Origin of the sequence: Ensifer sp. ENS06 (assembly GCF_014852205.1) — a bacterium.
GTDB classification, from domain to species: domain Bacteria; phylum Pseudomonadota; class Alphaproteobacteria; order Rhizobiales; family Rhizobiaceae; genus Ensifer; species Ensifer adhaerens.
This window is the reverse complement of sequence record NZ_JACVBC010000001.1, coordinates 833,702-851,393: the sequence shown is the minus strand read 5'-3', so window position 1 is coordinate 851,393 and position 17,692 is coordinate 833,702. Positions and strand designations below refer to the sequence as shown.

14 protein-coding genes and 1 pseudogene are annotated in these 17,692 nt (G+C 64.1%); 9 read left to right on the top strand and 6 right to left on the bottom strand.

What is annotated here, in order from left to right; genetic code table 11:
• Positions 1-34: 34 nt before the first annotated feature.
• The 5 genes from IB279_RS04205 (at position 35) to IB279_RS04185 (ending at position 5,078) form a co-directional block, all read left to right on the top strand.
• A complete protein-coding gene (locus IB279_RS04205) occupies positions 35-805 on the top strand; it encodes an SDR family NAD(P)-dependent oxidoreductase (protein WP_113189050.1) in 771 nt (256 codons plus the stop codon).
• Positions 802-1,722: a 2-dehydro-3-deoxygalactonokinase gene (locus IB279_RS04200; RefSeq protein WP_192339100.1), complete on the top strand. Its 921-nt coding sequence runs from the start codon at positions 802-804 to the stop codon at positions 1,720-1,722. The genes IB279_RS04205 and IB279_RS04200 overlap by 4 nt, the downstream gene beginning before the upstream one ends.
• A 15-nt stretch (positions 1,723-1,737) precedes the next feature.
• Positions 1,738-2,373, top strand: coding sequence for a 2-dehydro-3-deoxy-6-phosphogalactonate aldolase (locus tag IB279_RS04195; RefSeq protein WP_192339099.1), 636 nt, complete (start codon positions 1,738-1,740; stop codon positions 2,371-2,373).
• The gene (locus IB279_RS04190; RefSeq protein ID WP_060602124.1) at positions 2,373-3,257 is read left to right on the top strand and encodes an SMP-30/gluconolactonase/LRE family protein; all 885 of its coding nucleotides are present in this window, start codon (positions 2,373-2,375) and stop codon (positions 3,255-3,257) included. Before IB279_RS04195 ends, IB279_RS04190 begins: the two co-directional genes overlap by 1 nt.
• A 96-nt stretch (positions 3,258-3,353) precedes the next feature.
• Positions 3,354-5,078, top strand: coding sequence for an IlvD/Edd family dehydratase (locus IB279_RS04185; protein WP_090294865.1), 1,725 nt, complete (start codon positions 3,354-3,356; stop codon positions 5,076-5,078).
• Positions 5,079-5,141: 63 nt separating this feature from the next.
• Here IB279_RS04185 and IB279_RS04180 read toward each other — a convergent pair whose 3' ends face one another.
• Positions 5,142-6,236, bottom strand: a complete 1,095-nt coding sequence (locus IB279_RS04180) for a YfhO family protein (protein WP_162741331.1) — start codon at positions 6,234-6,236, stop codon at positions 5,142-5,144.
• Positions 6,237-6,593: 357 nt separating this feature from the next.
• Here IB279_RS04180 and IB279_RS04175 point away from each other — a divergent pair, with 357 nt between their 5' ends.
• Positions 6,594-7,232 carry a PRC-barrel domain-containing protein gene (locus IB279_RS04175; RefSeq protein WP_089044734.1) on the top strand — a complete coding sequence of 213 codons (639 nt, stop codon included), beginning with the start codon at positions 6,594-6,596 and terminating at the stop codon, positions 7,230-7,232.
• A 101-nt stretch (positions 7,233-7,333) separates the two neighbouring features.
• Here IB279_RS04175 and IB279_RS37070 read toward each other — a convergent pair.
• Together IB279_RS37070 and IB279_RS04165 are read right to left on the bottom strand one after the other, a co-directional pair.
• Positions 7,334-7,876, bottom strand: a pseudogene (locus IB279_RS37070) (N-methylproline demethylase); the annotation flags it as partial.
• An 85-nt stretch (positions 7,877-7,961) separates the two neighbouring features.
• Complete coding sequence (locus IB279_RS04165; RefSeq protein WP_060516405.1) at positions 7,962-9,512, bottom strand: trimethylamine methyltransferase family protein; 1,551 nt, start codon at positions 9,510-9,512, stop codon at positions 7,962-7,964.
• 92 nt (positions 9,513-9,604) lie between these two features.
• On the opposite strand from IB279_RS04165, the gene IB279_RS04160 reads away from it, so the two are divergent.
• Positions 9,605-10,543: a LysR substrate-binding domain-containing protein gene (locus IB279_RS04160; RefSeq protein WP_112770497.1), complete on the top strand. Its 939-nt coding sequence runs from the start codon at positions 9,605-9,607 to the stop codon at positions 10,541-10,543.
• 6 nt (positions 10,544-10,549) lie between these two features.
• Here IB279_RS04160 and IB279_RS04155 read toward each other — a convergent pair whose 3' ends face one another.
• Both IB279_RS04155 and IB279_RS04150 read right to left on the bottom strand, forming a co-directional pair.
• Complete coding sequence (locus IB279_RS04155; protein WP_051659581.1) at positions 10,550-11,896, bottom strand: bifunctional diguanylate cyclase/phosphodiesterase; 1,347 nt, start codon at positions 11,894-11,896, stop codon at positions 10,550-10,552.
• Positions 11,897-12,159: 263 nt separating this feature from the next.
• On the bottom strand, positions 12,160-13,878 hold the full coding sequence (locus tag IB279_RS04150) for a response regulator (protein WP_112975948.1): 1,719 nt from the start codon (positions 13,876-13,878) through the stop codon (positions 12,160-12,162).
• A gap of 381 nt (positions 13,879-14,259) precedes the next feature.
• Between IB279_RS04150 and mutL the strand changes: the two genes are divergently transcribed.
• Entirely contained in the window at positions 14,260-16,077 is a 1,818-nt protein-coding gene (gene mutL / locus IB279_RS04145; protein WP_113189054.1) for a DNA mismatch repair endonuclease MutL, read from the top strand.
• 90 nt (positions 16,078-16,167) lie between these two features.
• Positions 16,168-16,401 carry a DUF2093 domain-containing protein gene (locus IB279_RS04140; RefSeq protein WP_034801006.1) on the top strand — a complete coding sequence of 78 codons (234 nt, stop codon included), beginning with the start codon at positions 16,168-16,170 and terminating at the stop codon, positions 16,399-16,401.
• A gap of 53 nt (positions 16,402-16,454) precedes the next feature.
• Here the strand turns inward: IB279_RS04140 and lpxK are convergent, their stop codons facing one another.
• Positions 16,455-17,495, bottom strand: a complete 1,041-nt coding sequence (lpxK, locus tag IB279_RS04135) for a tetraacyldisaccharide 4'-kinase (RefSeq protein ID WP_113189055.1) — start codon at positions 17,493-17,495, stop codon at positions 16,455-16,457.
• Between the last annotated feature and the right edge of the window lie 197 nt (positions 17,496-17,692).

Below are 17,692 nucleotides of genomic sequence, written 5' to 3'. Positions count from 1 at the left end.
TCTTCACCATAGGACTGATCGGGGATACAGGAATATGCCGGTGCCGAAGGCACAATTTCATGATCTCAAAGACCGCGCGGTGCTGGTCACCGGTGGCGGTTCCGGCATTGGCGCAGCGCTTGTCGAGGGTTTCGTCGACCAGGGTGCACGGGTGGCCTTCGTCGATATCGACGAGAGGGCAAGCCTCGACCTCGTCGAAAGGCTCGCCATCAAGGCAAGCACGGCACCGGTCTATATTCCCGCCGATTTGCGCGACATCGAAGCGGTAAAAAAGGCCGCGCAGACTGCGGCGGCCGCTCTCGGCGCGCTCCACGTGCTCGTCAACAATGCGGCGCGCGACGATCGCGAGCCACTGGAAAGCGTGACCGAAGAGAGCTGGGACGAGAGCCAGGCGGTCAACCTCAGGCACCTCTTCTTCATGAGCCAGGCGGTTGCGCCGCATATGCGCGAAGCCGGCGGCGGGTCGATCGTCAATTTCTCGTCGATCGCCTATCTGCTCAACATGGCCGAAATCCCGGCCTATGCGACGGCGAAAGCCGCGATTGTGGGCCTGACCAAATCGCTCGCCGGAAAGCTCGGCCAGGACAACATCCGCGTCAACGCGATCCTGCCCGGCATGATCGTCACCGAGCGCCAGAAACGACTGTGGCTGAGCGACGCGGCAATCGCCGGCATGCAGGAACGGCAGTGCCTGAAGCGCAGCCTCACCGCCGACGATCTCGTCGACCCTTGCCTTTTTCTCGCGTCGGCGTGCTCGTCGGGCATGACCGCGCAAACAATGATCATCGATGGAGGCGCACTTTGATGACGGCAGCCTATTATGCCGCAGTCGACTGGGGAACCACGAGTTTCCGGCTGTGGATCATCGGCGAGGACGGCTCGGTGCTCGCCGAGCGCCGAAGCGGCGAAGGCATGACCACGGCCAACAAGGCCGGGTTCCATGCGATCCTCGAAAAGCACCTGGCCGCCGTCGATGCGCCAGGCCACCTGCCGGCGATCATCTGCGGCATGGCCGGGGCCAAGCAGGGTTGGGTGGAGGCCGGCTACCTCGATACGCCGGCCGCGCTCGCCGATATCGCCTCCCATGCCGTGGCAGTGCCGGATCTCGATCGCGACATCCGTATCCTGCCGGGTCTGGCGCAGCGTGATCGGCGGCACCCGGATGTGATGCGCGGCGAGGAGACGCAATTGCTCGGCGCGGCAAGCGACCTCGGTCGCGGCCGGCATCTCGTCTGCATGCCGGGCACGCACAGCAAATGGGTGCGGCTCGAAGACGGCGCCGTCAGCGGCTTTTCCACCTTCATGACCGGCGAATTGTTCGACGTGATCTCCAAGCACTCGATCCTCAGCCACTCGATCGCCGACGCGCACGCGTTTACCGGCGATCATCCCGCCTTTGCGGCGGCGGTGGCCGAGGCACGCACAAATCCGGCGCTCGCCACCAGCCTGATCTTCGGCGCGCGCTCAGGCCAATTGCTGCACGGCGCAAGCGCGACCGACGCCAAGGCATTGCTGTCGGGCACGCTGATCGGCCTGGAGATCGCCGGCGCGCTGGCTTCAGCCAAGACGATCGACAGCATCTGCCTCGTCGCCTCCGGATCCCTTGGCACGCTTTATCAGGCCGCGCTCGAAAGCCTCGACTGCCCTCTTCAGGTGGTCGATGCCGACACGGCCGTCCGCTCCGGCCTTTCGACCGCCGCCCAGGCGATCTGGCCCCTCTGAACGAAAGACACGCTCATGACCCGCATTCCCTTTCCGTCGATGAAGTATCCGCTGATCGCGATCCTGCGCGGCCTCAAGCCCGAGGAAACCGCAGGCGTCGTCGGTGCCCTGATCGAGACCGGCTTCTCCGCGATCGAGATCCCGCTGAATTCGCCCGATCCGTTCCGCTCGATCGAGACGGCCGTGAAGATGGCGCCCGAGGGATGCCTGATCGGCGCCGGCACGGTGCTGACGACGGCACAGGTGGAACAACTCGCCGATGTCGGCGGCCGCCTGATGGTGAGCCCCAATGTCGAGCCGGCGGTGATTTCTCTCGCCGCCAAGAAGGGCATGGTGACCATGCCAGGCGTGCTCACCCCGACCGAGGCGCTTTCGGCCGCGGCGGCGGGCGCCACCGGCCTCAAGTTCTTCCCGGCAAGCGTGCTCGGCCCGTCCGGCATCACCGCGATCCGCGCGATCCTGCCGCCGGAGCTAGAAATCGCTGCCGTCGGTGGCGTTTCGGACGCGAATTTCGGCGACTATGCCAAGGCCAGTATCCGCAGCTTCGGTCTTGGTTCCAGCCTCTACAAGCCCGGCATGAGCGCGGCTGAAGTGCGCGAGCGCGCCGTTGCCACCATCAAGGCCTACAACGCCGTCTACAGAGCGCGCTGATGAGCGACACCATCCCCTTTTCCGGCAGCATTCTCTGCGAAGCGACGTCGATCCTCGGCGAAGGTCCGACCTATGACCCGGCCACCGGCACCGCTTGGTGGTTCAACATCAAGGGCCAGGAACTGCATGAACTGCACCTCGAAAGCGGGCGCAAGACCGTGCACGCCCTACCCTTCCTCGGCAGCGTGCTCGCCGTCATCGATCCGACCCGGCAGCTGATCGCCTCCGACCAGGGCCTCTTCATCAGGGATACGCGGACCGGTGCCTTCAGCCTGCTGACCACGCTTGAGGACGAACCCATCAATCGCTCGAACGACGGCCGGGTTCATGCGTCCGGTTCGCTCTGGATCGGCACCATGGGCCGCAGCGCCGAAAAGGGCTCCGGCGCGATCTATCACGTCGCCGGCAGCAAGGTGACGAAGCTCTATGCCGCCATCACCATTCCCAACAGCATCTGCTTCTCGCCGGATGGAACCGTCGCCTATTTCGTCGATACCGACATCAATCACCTGATGCGCGTCGATATCGACGCCGCAACCGGGCTGCCGAAAGGCGAACCGAGCCTGCTCGTCGACGGCAGTGGCGAAGCCGGCGGCATCGACGGCTCCGTGTGCGATGCCGACGGCCTGATCTGGAACGCCCGCTGGGGCAGCGGCTCAGTCGATGTCTACCGCCCCGACGGCGCGCGCATCGCGCGCTACGCCGTGCCGACGGGCCAGCCGAGCTGCACCGCCTTCATCGGAGCGAAGGCCGACCGCATGCTGGTGACATCCGCCTGGCAGGACATGGACGAGGCAACGCGTGCGGCGGACCCGCATGCCGGCAAGGCCTTCGATCTCGGCGTCAGTGTCAAGGGCCGGTTCGAACCGTCTTTCCGTCTCTGACCGGAAATTCTTGGCCGAGTAACTCTTGGCGAAGCGCCAATAAAAAGTCATACAATTCAGCCACGCGTTTGATCGCATGGTGAGGAGGAAGCTCGCATGAGCGACAAGAAGAAAGAACTGCGCAGCCGTCACTGGTACGGCGGCACCGACAAGGATGGGTTTATCCATCGCTCCTGGATGAAGAACCAGGGATTTCCGGACCACGTTTTCGACGGCCGCCCGATTATCGGCATTTGCAACACCTGGTCGGAACTCACGCCCTGCAACAGCCATCTGCGCATTCTGGCAGAGGGCGTGAAGCGTGGCGTGTGGGAGGCCGGCGGTTTCCCGGTCGAGTTCCCGGTGTCTTCGCTCGGCGAGACGCAGATGCGCCCGACCGCGATGCTCTTTCGCAATCTGCTCGCCATGGATGTCGAAGAGGCGATCCGCGCCTATGGCATCGACGGCGTGGTGCTGCTCGGCGGCTGCGACAAGACAACGCCTGGCCAGCTGATGGGTGCGGCGTCGGTCGACCTGCCGACGATCGTCGTCTCCTCCGGCCCGATGCTGAACGGCAAGTGGAAGGGCAAGGACATCGGCTCCGGCACGGATGTCTGGAAGTTCTCCGAGGCCGTACGCGCCGGTGATATGAGCATGCAGGAATTCATGGCGGCAGAAAGCGGCATGTCGCGCTCACCGGGTGTGTGCATGACCATGGGCACGGCCACCACCATGGCGTCGATCGTCGAGGCTATGGGCCTGTCGCTGCCGACCAATGCGGCGCTGCCGGCCGTCGACGCCCGCCGCATGGCGCTGTCGCACATGACCGGCAAACGCATCGTCGAGATGGTGCATGAAGACCTGCGCCTGTCGAAGGTGCTGACCAAGAAGAATTTCGAGAACGGCATCATTGCCAACGCCGCCGTCGGCGGTTCGACCAATGCCGTCGTGCACATGCTGGCGATCGCCGGCCGCGCCGGCGTTGATCTCTGTCTTGAGGATTTCGACCGCGTCGGCAGCCAGGTGCCGTGCATCGTCAACTGCATGCCGTCCGGCAAGTATCTGATCGAAGACCTCGCCTATGCAGGCGGCCTGCCGGCGGTGATGAACCGCATACAGCATCTGCTGCATGCCGACGCGCCGACAGTCTTCGGCGTGCCGATCAGCAAATACTGGGAAGATGCCGAAGTCTACAACGACGACGTCATCCGCCCGCTCGACAATCCGCTGCGGGCTGCCGCCGGCATTCGCGTGCTCAAGGGCAACCTTGCCCCGAACGGCGCCGTCATCAAGCCGTCGGCCGCAAGCGAGCATCTCCTCGTCCATGAAGGTCCGGCCTATGTCTTCGAGACGATCGAGGAGCTGAAGGCGAAGATTGACGATCCGGACCTGCCGGTGACCGAAGACACGATCCTTGTGCTCAAGGGCTGCGGACCCAAGGGCTATCCGGGAATGGCCGAGGTCGGCAACATGCCGATCCCGCGGCGCCTCGTCGAAAAGGGCGTGCGCGACATGGTGCGCGTGTCCGACGCCCGCATGTCCGGTACCGCCTTCGGCACCGTGGTCCTGCATGTCAGCCCGGAATCGAATGCCGGCGGGCCCCTCGCCATCGTCAAGACCGGCGACCGTATCCGCCTCGACGCGATGAAGGGCGAGCTCAACCTGATGATCAGCGAGGAAGAGTTTGCGACGCGCATGGCCGCCTGGCAGGCGCCGCCGCCGAAATGGACCCGCGGCTACTACAAGCTCTACCAGGACACGGTGCTACAGGCCGACAAGGGTGCGGACCTCGACTTCCTCGTCGGCGGCAGCGGCAGCGAAGTGCTGCGCGAAAGCCACTGACGGCTTCGGACGCAGTTCGAGGCAGACGCGTTTCAAATACCCCGCCCGTCAGGCGGGGTATTTTTATCCGGCCAGGGGACGGGAGCCCAACGGCGAAAGCCTTGCGGCCGGCGAACGCAGTCGCGACCAGGTTTCAAAGCCGTAGATGGCGAGCCCGAGCGCAATGAAAAACTCCTTGTACTCGGTCGGGTCCCAAAGGCGCACGAGCGTGGAAGCCTGGAGAATGAACAGCTCCTGGATCGCGACGATCAGAATGGCGCCTGCCGTCAGCACGATGAACTCGCGCCAGTGCCCCGCCCTCAGCGCGATATCGGCGATCACCAGCAGTATGATCACGGTCATCATCACCATCATCTGCGTCGGCAGCATGCTCCAGTTGTCGCTGTTGAAGGCGGCCATCGGGGCGCTTGCCGCCAGCACCAGCACGCTCGGGGCGAAAGCATCGAGCCGGCCAAGGCTGATGCTCTTGCGCAGATAGAGCCAGACGAAGGGCGCCAGCGTCAAAAGGAAGAAGCTGCCGGTGTAGTAGAGCAGTTCCGAGAAGCCGGTGGAAATGTTGTGCAGGTTCAATTCCTGCTGCTTGTTGAGCGCGAGCAGGCCCTCCGGCGTGGCGATACCGAAGACGCGCTGCATCCAGGATATCTCCTCCATGCCGACCACGAAGAAGCAAAGCGCCAGAAGCGCTGCAAAAGCCGCGGCCATCCAGGCGCGACGTCCCATTCGTGAACGGGCCACGCGCACTTGCCCGACGGCAGCAAACGCAAAGAAACCGCTGGCGATGAAGATCAGCAGGGCAGAGACCCATTCGACCAGGCCGTCTTCACGCGCCAGAAGGCTGAAACCGAGGGGATCGGCAACGAACACCAGCGCCATCAGCACGGCGAGCATCCAGCCGGCGACACAAAGCCCAAGCTCACGGCCGGACGCCAGCCGCAGCTCCGGCGCGCCCAGCCAGGCGGCATCGCGGGTAAAGCCGTGAACCGCCGCGAGTGACAGGCTCAGCGCCACCCAGGCATGCCAGAGATTGTAGGGCTCGACGCCAGGAACCCGTTCCGAAAAATAGCGCAGCCCAAAAAGATTGCGCTCGATCAGAACGAGGCCGGCCATCGCCAGAACGGAGAGCAAGGAAACAGAAAGAAAGCGGCGCGGCAAAAACATCGTGAAAACCATCCCGGGATAACAGGGTGACGACGCTGCGCGCTATTTCCTGCCATCTGCCAAGTATTGACAAGAACGCTCAAGAATTCATGAATGGCCCAAAGTACATAATTGATCACTAAAATACATATATTCGAAAAACAAAATGCATGTCCGCGCGAGATTGCCGACAATCCTTGGAAAATCGCGGCGGAGGGTCACATTCAGCGGCAACGGACATTTCGACCTGAAACTTTGACTATTTTTTCCGGAACCGTTCGGGCTCCCGGGCGTTGACACCATATCACCGGCGCGGTCGACCTGGCGGCAGAAGCCAGGCCGCGCCCTGATCGAAACGTCAAGGAAAGGCAGTTTGAGATGATCAAGAAACTCGTAACAACCGTCGCAGCCGGCGCGCTCTTCGCGGGTCTTACTGTCGCCCCGGTGGCTTTCGCGCAGGACGCAACCAAGCCGATGGAACAGCCGCAGACGATGCAGCCGGCGCAGCCCGCCCCGGACGCCATGGCTCCGGCCGATCAGGCTGAAACGAAGCCGCCGATCACGGAAACCAAGACCGCTGATATGGCGCAATCGGACGCCACCTATCTGACCGAGCAGGCAAGCGACCAGATCGCAGCCAGCACCTATATCGGCCAGAGCGTCTACAATGCCGGTGACGAAAGCATCGGCGAGATCAACGACCTGATCATGAAGAAGGATGGCGGCGTGGAAGCGGCCGTAATCGGTGTCGGCGGCTTCCTGGGTCTCGGCGAAAAGGACGTAGCGGTTCCGTTTGATCGCATCACGATCGCCGAGCAGCCCAACACGGACAAGCTGAAGCTGACGACCACCGAAACCGCCGATACGCTGAAGGCGGCTCCGGAGTTCAAGACGAAGGCGCAGCAGGTTGCCGAACAGAACGCCAACCAGCCGGTTGACACGTCGACGACCTCTTCGACCACGACTACTGCACCGGCGCAGCCGATGCAGCAGGGTACCGAACAGCCGCAGCAGTAACGTCGTAGCATTCCAAGCTGTTCAGTACGCCTTCCAACGGGCGGCGGTGCCAGGCACCGCCGCCTTGGCTTTGCGTCAGGCGAGCACTCCGTCGCGTAGGCATCGTAAATGCCCGCGTGGATGTTGCGGCTGGCGACGGCATCGCCGATCCGGAACATGTCGAAGCGGGCATCGAGGTTTTTCTGCGGGGTGGGGTTCTTACCGCGAAGCAGCGCCTTGTAATCGACGCTCCCCAGCTTCCGAGAAAGCAGCTCGAGTTCACGACAGAGGTCGTCCATCGGCACCGTGCCATGCTCGACCACCAGTGGCGCGACACGCCCCTTGACCGTTGCCTTGTCCGAAAAATCGGAACCGAGCGTCGCAACAAGGCCATTGCACTCCCGCCGAACGGATTTCACCCGCGTGTTGATCGTCACCCGGACATTGTGTTCGGCAAAGGCGGTCGCATAGGGCACATGGTTAATGCCCCCGACCTCGGGCGCGAACATGCGCTCGGGCGAGACGATCTGCTCGCCGCCGCCTCGCGCGATCAGCTCGGCCGCCATCATGCAGCTATGGGCGCCGTTGTCGTCATAGAGCGGCACCGGCCCCTCCGGCTTCACCGTCCCGGCGATGATATCCCAGCTCGACACGACGAGGTCGTCGGCTCAGGCGGTAAGACTGCAGCAGCGGATCTTTCGACGATGTCGTTTCCTGTTCCTTGAAAGGCGACCGAGAATGCCGGCTTCGTCAGTACCAAGCATCCGCCATGCTCTCCTTGCGGCGCGTGACATAATCGATCAGCGCCTCGTCGAGCGCCACATCCAGCGGCGGCGCTTCATATTCGGCAAGCGTCTTCTTCCAGGCGCGGTTGGCACGCGTCGCCATGTCGGTCTCGCCCTCCTCAACCCATTTCTCGAAGGGCTCGTTGTCCGAAAGGGCCGAATCCCAGAAGGCGGTCTGGTAGTTGCGCATGGTGTGGTCGCAGCCGAGGAAATGGCTGCCGGGACCGACCTGCAGGAAGGCGTCCATGGCCAGCGTGTTGTCGTCGACGACCACGCCGGCAAGATAGGAATGCAGCGCGCCGCAGAAGTCGGTGTCCATAACGAACTTCTCGTAGGACATCGCGAGCAGCCCATCGACGAAGCCGGCGGAATGCAGGATGAAATTCGCGCCGCAATGCACCGCCGAGAGCATCGACATCGCGCCTTCCTGCATCGCCTGTGCATCCGGCAGCTTCGAATTGGAGAAATTGCCGGCACAGCGCAGCGGCAGGCCGAGCCGGCGCGCAAGCTGGCCGACGACCATGCTGCCGATCGCCGGTTCCGGCGTGCCGAAGGTGGGCGAGCCCGAGCGCAGCGACATGGACGACAGGAAATTGCCGAAAATGACCGGGGCGCCCTTGCGCTCCAGCTGGGTCAGCGCACAGCCGGCAAGCGTCTCGGCATAGGACTGGGCGATGGCGCCGGCATTGGTGACCGGCCCCATGGCGCCGCCAAGGATGAAGGGCACAATGACCGCGGCCTGGTTTGCCCGCGCATAGGCGCGCAGCGACTTCGTCATCGTCCCGTCCCAGACGAGCGGCGAATTGACGTTGACGTTGCCGAGGATGACGCAGTTGCGATCGACGAAATCGCGACCAAAGAGAATGCGCGCCATCTCGATCGAATCTTCGGCACGGTCTTCCGCCGTGATCGAACCCATGAAGGCGCGGTCGGAATATTTGATGTGGCTGTAGACCATGTCGAGGTGGCGCTTGTTGACCGGCACGTCGACCGGCTCGCAGATCGTGCCGCCGGAATGGTGCAGCCAGGGGCTCGACTGCGCCAGCTTGATCAGGTTGCGGAAGTCCTCGATCGTGCCGTAGCGCCGGCCCTTGTCGAGGTCCATGACGAAGGGCGAGCCATAGGCCGGCGAGAAGACGACGTTGTTGCCGCCGATCTCGACATTGCGCGCCGGATTGCGGGCATGCTGGGTAAACTGGTGCGGCGCCGAGGCGACGATTTCCTTCAGCATGCCCGGCGCGAAGGTCACCCGGACGCCGTCGACCTTCGCGCCGGCCCTTCGCCAGTGATCGAGAGAAACCGGGTCGTCGCGAAACTCGATGCCGACTTCGGCAAGGATTCGATCGGCAATCGCCTCGATCCGAAGCAGGCTTTCCTCGCCAAGGATATCGTAGGTCGGAATGTTTCTGGTGATGTAGGGAACACCGAGGCTGCGTCCTGCGCCCTCGCGCCGGTTCGGCCGTGTGCCGCGTGTCCGTCTCGGTGCCGCCGCGTCCGTTGCCAGTGCCGTATCCATGCCCATATCCTCCCATCATCTCAGATGATGCTATGGGCGAAAAATTCCACTGTAACGCTGGAAAAATTCGATCCATGCTATAAGCGTCATTTATGGAAAACCTGCGCCGCCTGCTCCCGTCCGCCGCAAGCCTCATCGTGTTCGAGGCAGCCGGCCGCCACCAGAACTTCACCCGTGCTGCCAACGAGCTCGGCATGACCCAGGCTGCAGTCTCCTACGCCGTGCGCGGTCTTGAGGAACAGCTGGGCGTGCCGCTGTTTCATCGCGTGCACCGCGCGGTCGAGCTGACGGAAGCGGGCGAGAAGTTTCATGCCGACGTCTCCGTCGGCCTGTCGCGCATCCAGAAGTCGGCCGAAGACATTCGCGCCAAGGGCCGCGAGACCAACGTGACGCTCGCGGCCTCCACCGCCTTTGCCTCGATGTGGATGCTGCCGCGCCTCAACCGCATGCGCGAGGACCTGCCGGAAATCGATCTCCGGATCCAGACCAGCGTGCGCGACCTCGATCTGGAAGAAGAGCCGATCCCGCTCGGCATCCGCGGCGGCGACCCAAGCCATTGGCCGCGTTACCATGCCGCCCTGCTTGCCGACGAGGTGGTCAACGCGGTCGCCACACCCGCCTATATCGAGCGGCACGGCTTGCCGAAGACGGCCGCCGACCTGCCACGGCACAACCTCATCCATCTGGAAGAGCCGGTCCGACGCGCCTGCGACTGGACCGAGTGGTTTGCGAGCGCCGGCCTTGCCTATCCCAAACAGGCCCGTCGGCTTTCGATCAACGACTATGTCCTGGTGATCCAGGCGGTGCTATCCGGCGAAGGCGTGGCGCTCGGATGGGAACACTTGATCTATCCGCAGATCCGCTCGGGCGCGCTGGTTCCGGTCGCCGGACACGTGCTGAAGACGGGCCTTGCCTTCTACGTCGTCTGGCCGCGATCGCGCGAACTGAATGCGCAGGCCAAAAGGGTGCGTGACTGGCTGCTGGATGAGGGGCGGCGCGACCGTGCAGCGATGCCCGGCGCCGAGGACTAACCCGGATCAGGCCTGGGCGGGAAGATCGCGGTAGCGATCGGCGAGATAGCGCATCGTCGCCACCGCATCGGCGGGCTTTCCATAGAAGTAGCCCTGCCCCAGGCCGCAGCCGAGCGCCTTCAGCTTCAGGGCCTCGGAAAAGTCCTCGATGCCTTCGGCGACGACTTCGAGCTCAAGCCCCTCGCACATCGACACAATCGCCTTGATGATGTGCTCCGAGGCACGATCGGCAGAAATGCGCGAGACGAAGGCCCGGTCGATCTTGACCTTGTCGAAGGAGAAGTCGCGCAGCCGGCCAAGGCTCGACTGGCCGGTGCCGAAGTCGTCGAGCGAGACGCGGACGCCGGCGGCGCGCAGTTCCGCAACGATCTTCTGGGCGATATCCGCATCGGCCATGACGGCCGTTTCGGTGATCTCCAGCTCCAGGCGCCGCGGGTCGAGGCCGATCTGGCTGATGATCGACAGCAGGCGCCGGCTGGTGGTCGGATCCGTGAGCTGCGCCGAGGAGAGATTGAAGGAGAGGAAGAGCTCCTTCGGCCAGGAAAGCGCGGCATGGGCTGCCTTGCGCAGCAGGACCTCGGCGAGCGAATCGATGAAACCGCGCTCTTCGGCGAGCGGCACGAACACCGCCGGCGAGACATAGCCGAGATCGGCATCGCACCAGCGCGCCAAGGCCTCGAAGCCGACAACCGCGTCGTTGCGCAGATCGACGATCGGCTGGAAGTGCACGTCAACCTCGTTGGCGATGATGGCGTTGCGCAGCGCTTGCTCAAGCTGCGTCGCGCGCTTCATCTCCTGGGCGATCTCCTGCGAGTAGACGGTGATCTGCCCGCGGCCGCGGCGCTTCGAGCGATAAAGCGCGGTATCGGCGCTTTTCAGGAGGTCCTCGAATACCTCTCCGGCAAAGGGATAAACGGCGAAACCGAAGGAGGCGGAAAGACGAACGTGACGGTCGCCGAGATCGAAGGGGGCCGACAGCACCTCCTTCAGCATCTGTCCGATCTTCTCGGCGCCCTTGCGCTCGAAGATCAGCGGCAACACGAAGGCAAATTCATCGCTGTCGAAACGGATGATCGTGGCACCCTCGGGCGCGCAGGCCTTCAGGCGATAGGCCACCTGGCAGAGGATCTCGTCGCCCGCTTCCGGTCCGAACAGGTCATTGATCGGCTTGAAACCATCGATATTGGCAAGGCCGATGGTGAACGGAGCCGGGTCACTGGCACGCTCCTCGGCGAGATCAAGGACACACTGGCGCAGGCAACGGGCGTTGCCGAGCCCGGTCAGTTGATCGACATCACCCCGGGCCGCAGGCGCCTCGCGGCCAACACGGTGGTAAGGTGTTTCCGCTGTCATCATCGCCGTCCCCCACTCATCTGGCAGGGATGGCGTGCGATCGAGCCCGCCGCCAGCATGCGCCACGACGCAAACCGGCTGTGTCTTTCCGACACGACCGGGGCTTGGGCAACGAGGTGGATGCGAGGCATACGGATGGGGCTCTACACTTTAGCGGCAATTCGGGGCAGACGATCGCAATCGGCGGTTAACAATCCGATATCGTGCCGCTCCAAGATTTGCCATTGGCCTCCCCAATTCTAGCGAGTTGACACGCCTTTTACTCAACCTGCCGTTCGTACTGCCTTCACCGGCATGAATTTTCTCAACACCGCCTCGATCATATCGGGGCTCACCGGCTTCATGATGTGGTCGTCCATGCCGCATGCCTTGCATTGCTGCAGGTCGATATCCAAGGCCTGGGCGGTAACCCCGATGATCGGAGTTTTCTGTGCGCGTCCCTTTTCAGCCGACCGGATTGCGACGGTTGCGTCGAAGCCGTTCATGACCGGCATCGACACATCCATCAGCACAAGGGCCGGTTGCAGTTCGTGCCAGAGTTCGACGGCCTCGCGACCGTTGGCGGCGATCCGATGCGAAACGCCGAGCCCCTCGAGGATCTGGGTGAAGACGAACTGGTTGATCTGATTGTCCTCGGCAACGAGCACGTCGACCTGCGGAGCCGGCGGCGGCGGCGCGATCTCTTCGGCCTCGAACGACAGCGACCATTCCGGTTGCAGCGCGGCACCCGCGCGCTCGGAACAAACACGGAAGACTTCCGCAAGCACCGCCGCCCCGTCCTGATCGGCGGACACCGGAAGGATCGGGCTGTCGCGCCAGCCGGCAGCGATCTTCTGCCGCTCGGGGAAAGCCGCGTCGAGCAGCAGGATGTCGAGTTTCAGCCCCGCCTCGTCGACAGCAGCGCAGAAGGCGTGCAATTCGTCGACATCGCGAACGGCGCAGGCGTCGAGCCCGGAGCCGCGCAGCCGGGCGACAAGCCGCTCCTCCAGCGCTCGGTCGTCGGTCGCCAGAAGCACCCGCAGGCCGCGCGCCGGCAAGGTCTCGATCATCGACCCCGCCTCGACGAGCTGCTGGACATTCAGCGCCCGGAAAGGATCGTAGAAATTCTGCGCCGCGGCAAAAATGCTGTAGTCGCGGATCTGCAGGGCGACCTCGCCCGAGGGCTCCTCGCCGCCCTGATACCAGACGGCAATATCGGTCACGTCGTTCATGCAGGTGACGACGAAATGGCGGCCGGGCATGCCGACGCGGTACTTGCGGGTCAGCACCCAGAGGTCGCTGCCGTCGGCACGCACGATGTGCTCGGCCTGCGAAAACGGCTTGCCGGTTTCAAGCACCATGCGATCGGACTGTTCGAAGCGCTCCGCCAGGTCGCTCTCGACCAGGTCCCAGGCTGAGCGGCCGAGGATGGCGTCCTGCGCCAGGTCATGGATCAGGCAGAAGGCCTTGTTGACTGCGATGTAATTGAGATTGCGGTCCTTGACGCAGATGGGATTGGGCTGCGCGTCGAGGATCTGCTCGGTCAGCTCCACCCGCTCCAGGTCGGTCTGAAGCTGTTCGTCGCGCTTCTTCTGGTCAGAGACGTCGCTGATCGACAGGATGCCCATGCCGCTCGACAGGCGGCGCTTGCGCATCGAAACCCAGCGGGTGCGGCCGGCGCGCTCTACGCTCTCGTAGCGCTCGCGCCAATGCAGCGCCATGTGCTCGGCAATCCATTCCTCGCGGTTGGTGCGTCGGCGGCTGTTTTCCGGGACGGTGCCCGGACGGACACCGGTGTCATAGACGGCACCGAGGAAGTCCCTGAGCCGCGCGCCCGGCATCAGGGCTTCCGCCGGCACCGGGAAAAATTGCAGCATCGTGCGGCTGGCAAAGAGAATGGTATCGTCCCGGCTGCAGACAAGCACAGCGATGCCGAGTGCGTCGCAACTCGACTCAAGAATGACCCTGTTGATGTCCGCGCCGTTCGGCGCCCCATCGCTCATCGCACTGTCCTCACTCGCCTACCGCATGTGTCCCTGGATCGTCAGATCAGGGGGAACAGGCGGCCATCCAAAGTGCCACAACGGCCTGCCGCGTCTTCATAATGACGCGCGGCGCTGCAACGGCGGTTTCATTTCGGGACATGCTGGGGTGGCCTTGGCAGGCGTCTCTTCGAGCGGCGGGAGTGCGGCGTCCAGCTACGCCGCAAGGCTCAAAAGACAAAACCCGTGATCATTCAGGTTGTTGTGGAAAATCGCAGCAGAGTGTTAAGGGCCGATTAAACCCTCGATCATTTTTCAAGGGTGTCGGCACCAAGCGCTCGCGACCGGGGACGAGATACCGTCCCCTCTTCCGTTTCCGCGGCGAATCCCGGAAAATGGGCCATGGCCATCAAGCAGCTTTCAGAAACCCTCATCAACCAGATCGCCGCCGGCGAAGTGATCGAACGTCCGGCCAGCGCCGCCAAGGAGCTGATCGAGAATGCGCTCGACGCCGGCGCGACCCGCATCGAGATCGCGACCGCCGGCGGCGGCAAGACGCTGCTGCGGGTCACCGACAACGGCTCGGGCATGGCACCTGGCGACCTCGAACTTGCGGTCCGAAGGCACTGCACGTCGAAGCTCGACGACAGCCTCTTCGACATCCGCACCCTCGGCTTTCGCGGCGAGGCCCTGCCTTCGATCGGCTCGGTCGCCCGGCTGTCGATCACGACGCGCACGGCCGGCGCCAGCGAAGGCGCGGTCATTGCGGTTACCGGCGGCAAAACCGAGGCGGTCCGCCCGTCGCCCGCCAATACCGGCACCGTCGTCGAAGTGCGCGATCTGTTCTTCGCCACCCCGGCCCGACTGAAGTTCATGAAGACCGAGAAGGCGGAAGCGGCGGCCATTTCGGAAGTGGTGCGCCGCATGGCGATCGCGTTTCCGGCGGTCCGTTTCGTGCTCTCCGGCAGCGACCGCTCGACGCTCGAATTCCCGGCAACCGGCGACGACCGGCTGGCGCGCATGGCGCAAGTGCTCGGCAAGGATTTTCGCGACAATGCGATCGAGATCGATGCGGCACGGGAAGACGTCGAACTGACCGGTTTTGCCGGCGTGCCGACTTACAATCGCGGCAACTCGCTGCAGCAATATGTCTTCGTCAATGGCCGCCCGGTGCAGGACAAGTTGCTGCTGTCGGCGATCCGTGCCGCCTATTCCGAGACGATCCCGAGCGGCCGCTATCCGGTCGCCGTGCTGTCGATCACGCTCGACCCGGCGCTCGTCGACGTCAACGTGCATCCCGCAAAGTCCGACGTGCGCTTCCGCGACCCCGGCCTGATCCGCGGGTTGATCATCGGCGCGATCCGTCAGGCGCTGACGCGCGACGGCGACCGCGCCGCAACGACGGGCGCCCGCGGCATGATGCAGGCCTTCCGCTCCGGCGATTACCGCCCGCAGCCCTGGAGCGCCGAGACCTCACCGTCGCGGCCGACACAATTCGACGCCATGCTGCGCCATCTCGCTGAGCCGCCGCAGGCGAGCTTTGCAGCGTTTTCCGCCCCTTCGGCGCGTGTTGCCACCCCGTTCGATCGGGAGACGCCGGTGCCGGCACCGGAGGCACCGCAACCGGCAGCACCGCAATCCTTCCCGCTCGGCGCCGTGCGCGCGCAGCTGCACGAGAACTACATCGTCGCCCAGACCGATGATGGCCTTGTCATCGTCGACCAGCATGCCGCGCACGAGCGGCTGGTGTTCGAGGCGATGCGCACGGCACTGCATTCACGGCCGGTCGCCGCGCAGGCGCTGCTGATCCCGGAGATCGTCGATCTGCCCGAAGACGACTGCGACCGGTTGATAGCCCATGCGGAGGAGTTCTCCCGCCTGGGCCTTGCGATCGAGCGCTTCGGCCCGGGCGCGATTGCGGTGCGCGAAACGCCGGCCATGCTCGGCGAAATGGATGCCGTCGGTCTCGTGCGCCAGCTCGCCGACGAGCTTGCCGAATGGGATACGGCAAGCGGGCTGACGAGCCGGCTCGAATATCTCGCCGCGACCATGGCCTGCCACGGATCGGTGCGCTCGGGACGGCGCATGCGCATCGAGGAGATGAACGCGCTCTTGAGGCAAATGGAGGCGACACCCGGCTCGGGCCAGTGCAATCACGGCCGGCCGACCTATATCGAACTCAAGCTCTCCGATATCGAACGGCTGTTCGGTCGGAGCTGATCTTCACGCCTGGCGAAATGCGACTGGCATTTTTTCGGACGGCGAGCTAGACCAGAGAACCAATAACGAAGACGGAAACAGGCGCCGAGCATGATGAACCGGTTTGAAGGAAGCGCTTCGCGCGAAGCGAAGATCCGTTATCTCGACGGCGACTTTCAGATCGTGCTTGCGGGTTCGCACGTGGTCTGCGCGATGACCGGCAAGATCATCCCCGTCGACGAACTGCGTTACTGGAGCGTCGCCCGGCAGGAGCCCTATGTCGACGCGGAAGCCTCGCTCGAGGCGGAAAAGCGCGCAGGCGCGCTGCCCAACCAGCGCCGCTAATCAAGCCCGGACACCAACAACGGCACTCCGGCGCCACGACCTACACGGCGCCGTTACTTAGCCGCGCCTTCGCGCAGCTTGCGGGCACGCGCCGCGGCAAGCGCCGTCTCGATGATCTTCTTCGGCGCCATCGGGTCGTCGAAGCGCACATCGATCTCGATCACCCTGCTCGCTGCGGCGAGTTCGGCGGCGCGGCCGTGGCCGGGCTCCAGGCGCACCAGATCCTTGGCGGTGGTAACGAGCTGGCAGCCGAGCGCTGCAGCCTGGTCGAGCAGATCGGCGATTTCGTCCTCGGAGAAATGGTGGTGGTCGGGAAAACTGCGGGTTTCCTCGATGACGGCGCCCGTCTCCCGAACGGTGCGGTAAAACTTCTCCGGATCGGCAATGCCCGCCCAGGCAAGCACCTTGACGCCATTTAGCGATCCGTCGTCGTGCCTTATGACGTCGGCTTCGTAGATCTGCTTGCCGGCGCGGGCGGCGCGACGGATCAGGGCGTCGGCCTCGGTGCCGTCACCGATCTTGAGCAGGGCCGTGGCGTGGCGGAGCTGGTTCGACAGTGGCGCCCGCACCGGGCCCGCCGGCACCAGATAGCCGTTGCCGATGCCGCGGCGGGAATCGATCACCAAAAGCGCGAAGTCGAAGGCCAGCCGCGCGCTCTGGAAACCGTCGTCCATGATGATGATGTCGACGCCTTCCTTCACCAGCCGACGAGCCCCATCGACGCGGCGGCGGCAGACGACGGTCAAGGCCTCCTTCGCCAACAGCAACGGTTCGTCGCCGACGTCGCGGGCGCGATGATGTTCCAGATCGACGACGGTCGTCACGTCGAGCGAGCCGCCATAACCGCGGCTGAGGAATCCGGGCTTCAGCCCCTTTTCGCGGATGACGCGGGCAAGCGCGATGGAGGTCGGCGTCTTGCCGGCGCCGCCGACGGTGAAATTGCCGATGCAGATGACCGGGACCGGCACGGAGGCGCGCTGCGCGCGATCCATGCGCATGCCGGCAATCCGTCCGTAAACCCATGAGAACGGCCACAACGCGCGCGCACGCCAATCCGCCTTGGTCCACCAGAATGGCGGCGCTTCCGATACCATCTTTGTTCCGTGGCCTCCCGGCCGCTCAGGTCCTTCCGTTTCCGGGAGGGACGGTTTGTTCGCCGGTCGAAACCGGCGGATTGCGACAAAAAACGTCAGAACGGGAAAAAACGCAAGCTATGGAGACCGATACGGCCACGGCAGGGGCGCTGAACCGGGCCGATCACGATGCACAACTGAAGGCAATCGCGGCAAGC

What these genes read in the sequence shown, in the direction of transcription:
- IB279_RS04205 (WP_113189050.1), top strand. Translation starts at nt 35, where the DNA reads ATGCCGGTGCCGAAGGCACAATTTCATGATCTCAAAGACCGCGCGGTG.
- IB279_RS04195 (WP_192339099.1), top strand. Translation starts at nt 1,738, where the DNA reads ATGACCCGCATTCCCTTTCCGTCGATGAAGTATCCGCTGATCGCGATC.
- IB279_RS04190 (WP_060602124.1), top strand. Translation starts at nt 2,373, where the DNA reads ATGAGCGACACCATCCCCTTTTCCGGCAGCATTCTCTGCGAAGCGACG.
- IB279_RS04185 (WP_090294865.1), top strand. Translation starts at nt 3,354, where the DNA reads ATGAGCGACAAGAAGAAAGAACTGCGCAGCCGTCACTGGTACGGCGGC.
- IB279_RS04180 (WP_162741331.1), bottom strand. Translation starts at nt 6,236, where the DNA reads ATGTTTTTGCCGCGCCGCTTTCTTTCTGTTTCCTTGCTCTCCGTTCTG.
- IB279_RS04175 (WP_089044734.1), top strand. Translation starts at nt 6,594, where the DNA reads ATGATCAAGAAACTCGTAACAACCGTCGCAGCCGGCGCGCTCTTCGCG.
- IB279_RS04165 (WP_060516405.1), bottom strand. Translation starts at nt 9,512, where the DNA reads ATGGATACGGCACTGGCAACGGACGCGGCGGCACCGAGACGGACACGC.
- IB279_RS04160 (WP_112770497.1), top strand. Translation starts at nt 9,605, where the DNA reads ATGGAAAACCTGCGCCGCCTGCTCCCGTCCGCCGCAAGCCTCATCGTG.
- IB279_RS04155 (WP_051659581.1), bottom strand. Translation starts at nt 11,896, where the DNA reads ATGACAGCGGAAACACCTTACCACCGTGTTGGCCGCGAGGCGCCTGCG.
- IB279_RS04150 (WP_112975948.1), bottom strand. Translation starts at nt 13,878, where the DNA reads ATGAGCGATGGGGCGCCGAACGGCGCGGACATCAACAGGGTCATTCTT.
- mutL (WP_113189054.1), top strand. Translation starts at nt 14,260, where the DNA reads ATGGCCATCAAGCAGCTTTCAGAAACCCTCATCAACCAGATCGCCGCC.
- IB279_RS04140 (WP_034801006.1), top strand. Translation starts at nt 16,168, where the DNA reads ATGATGAACCGGTTTGAAGGAAGCGCTTCGCGCGAAGCGAAGATCCGT.
- lpxK (WP_113189055.1), bottom strand. Translation starts at nt 17,495, where the DNA reads ATGGTATCGGAAGCGCCGCCATTCTGGTGGACCAAGGCGGATTGGCGT.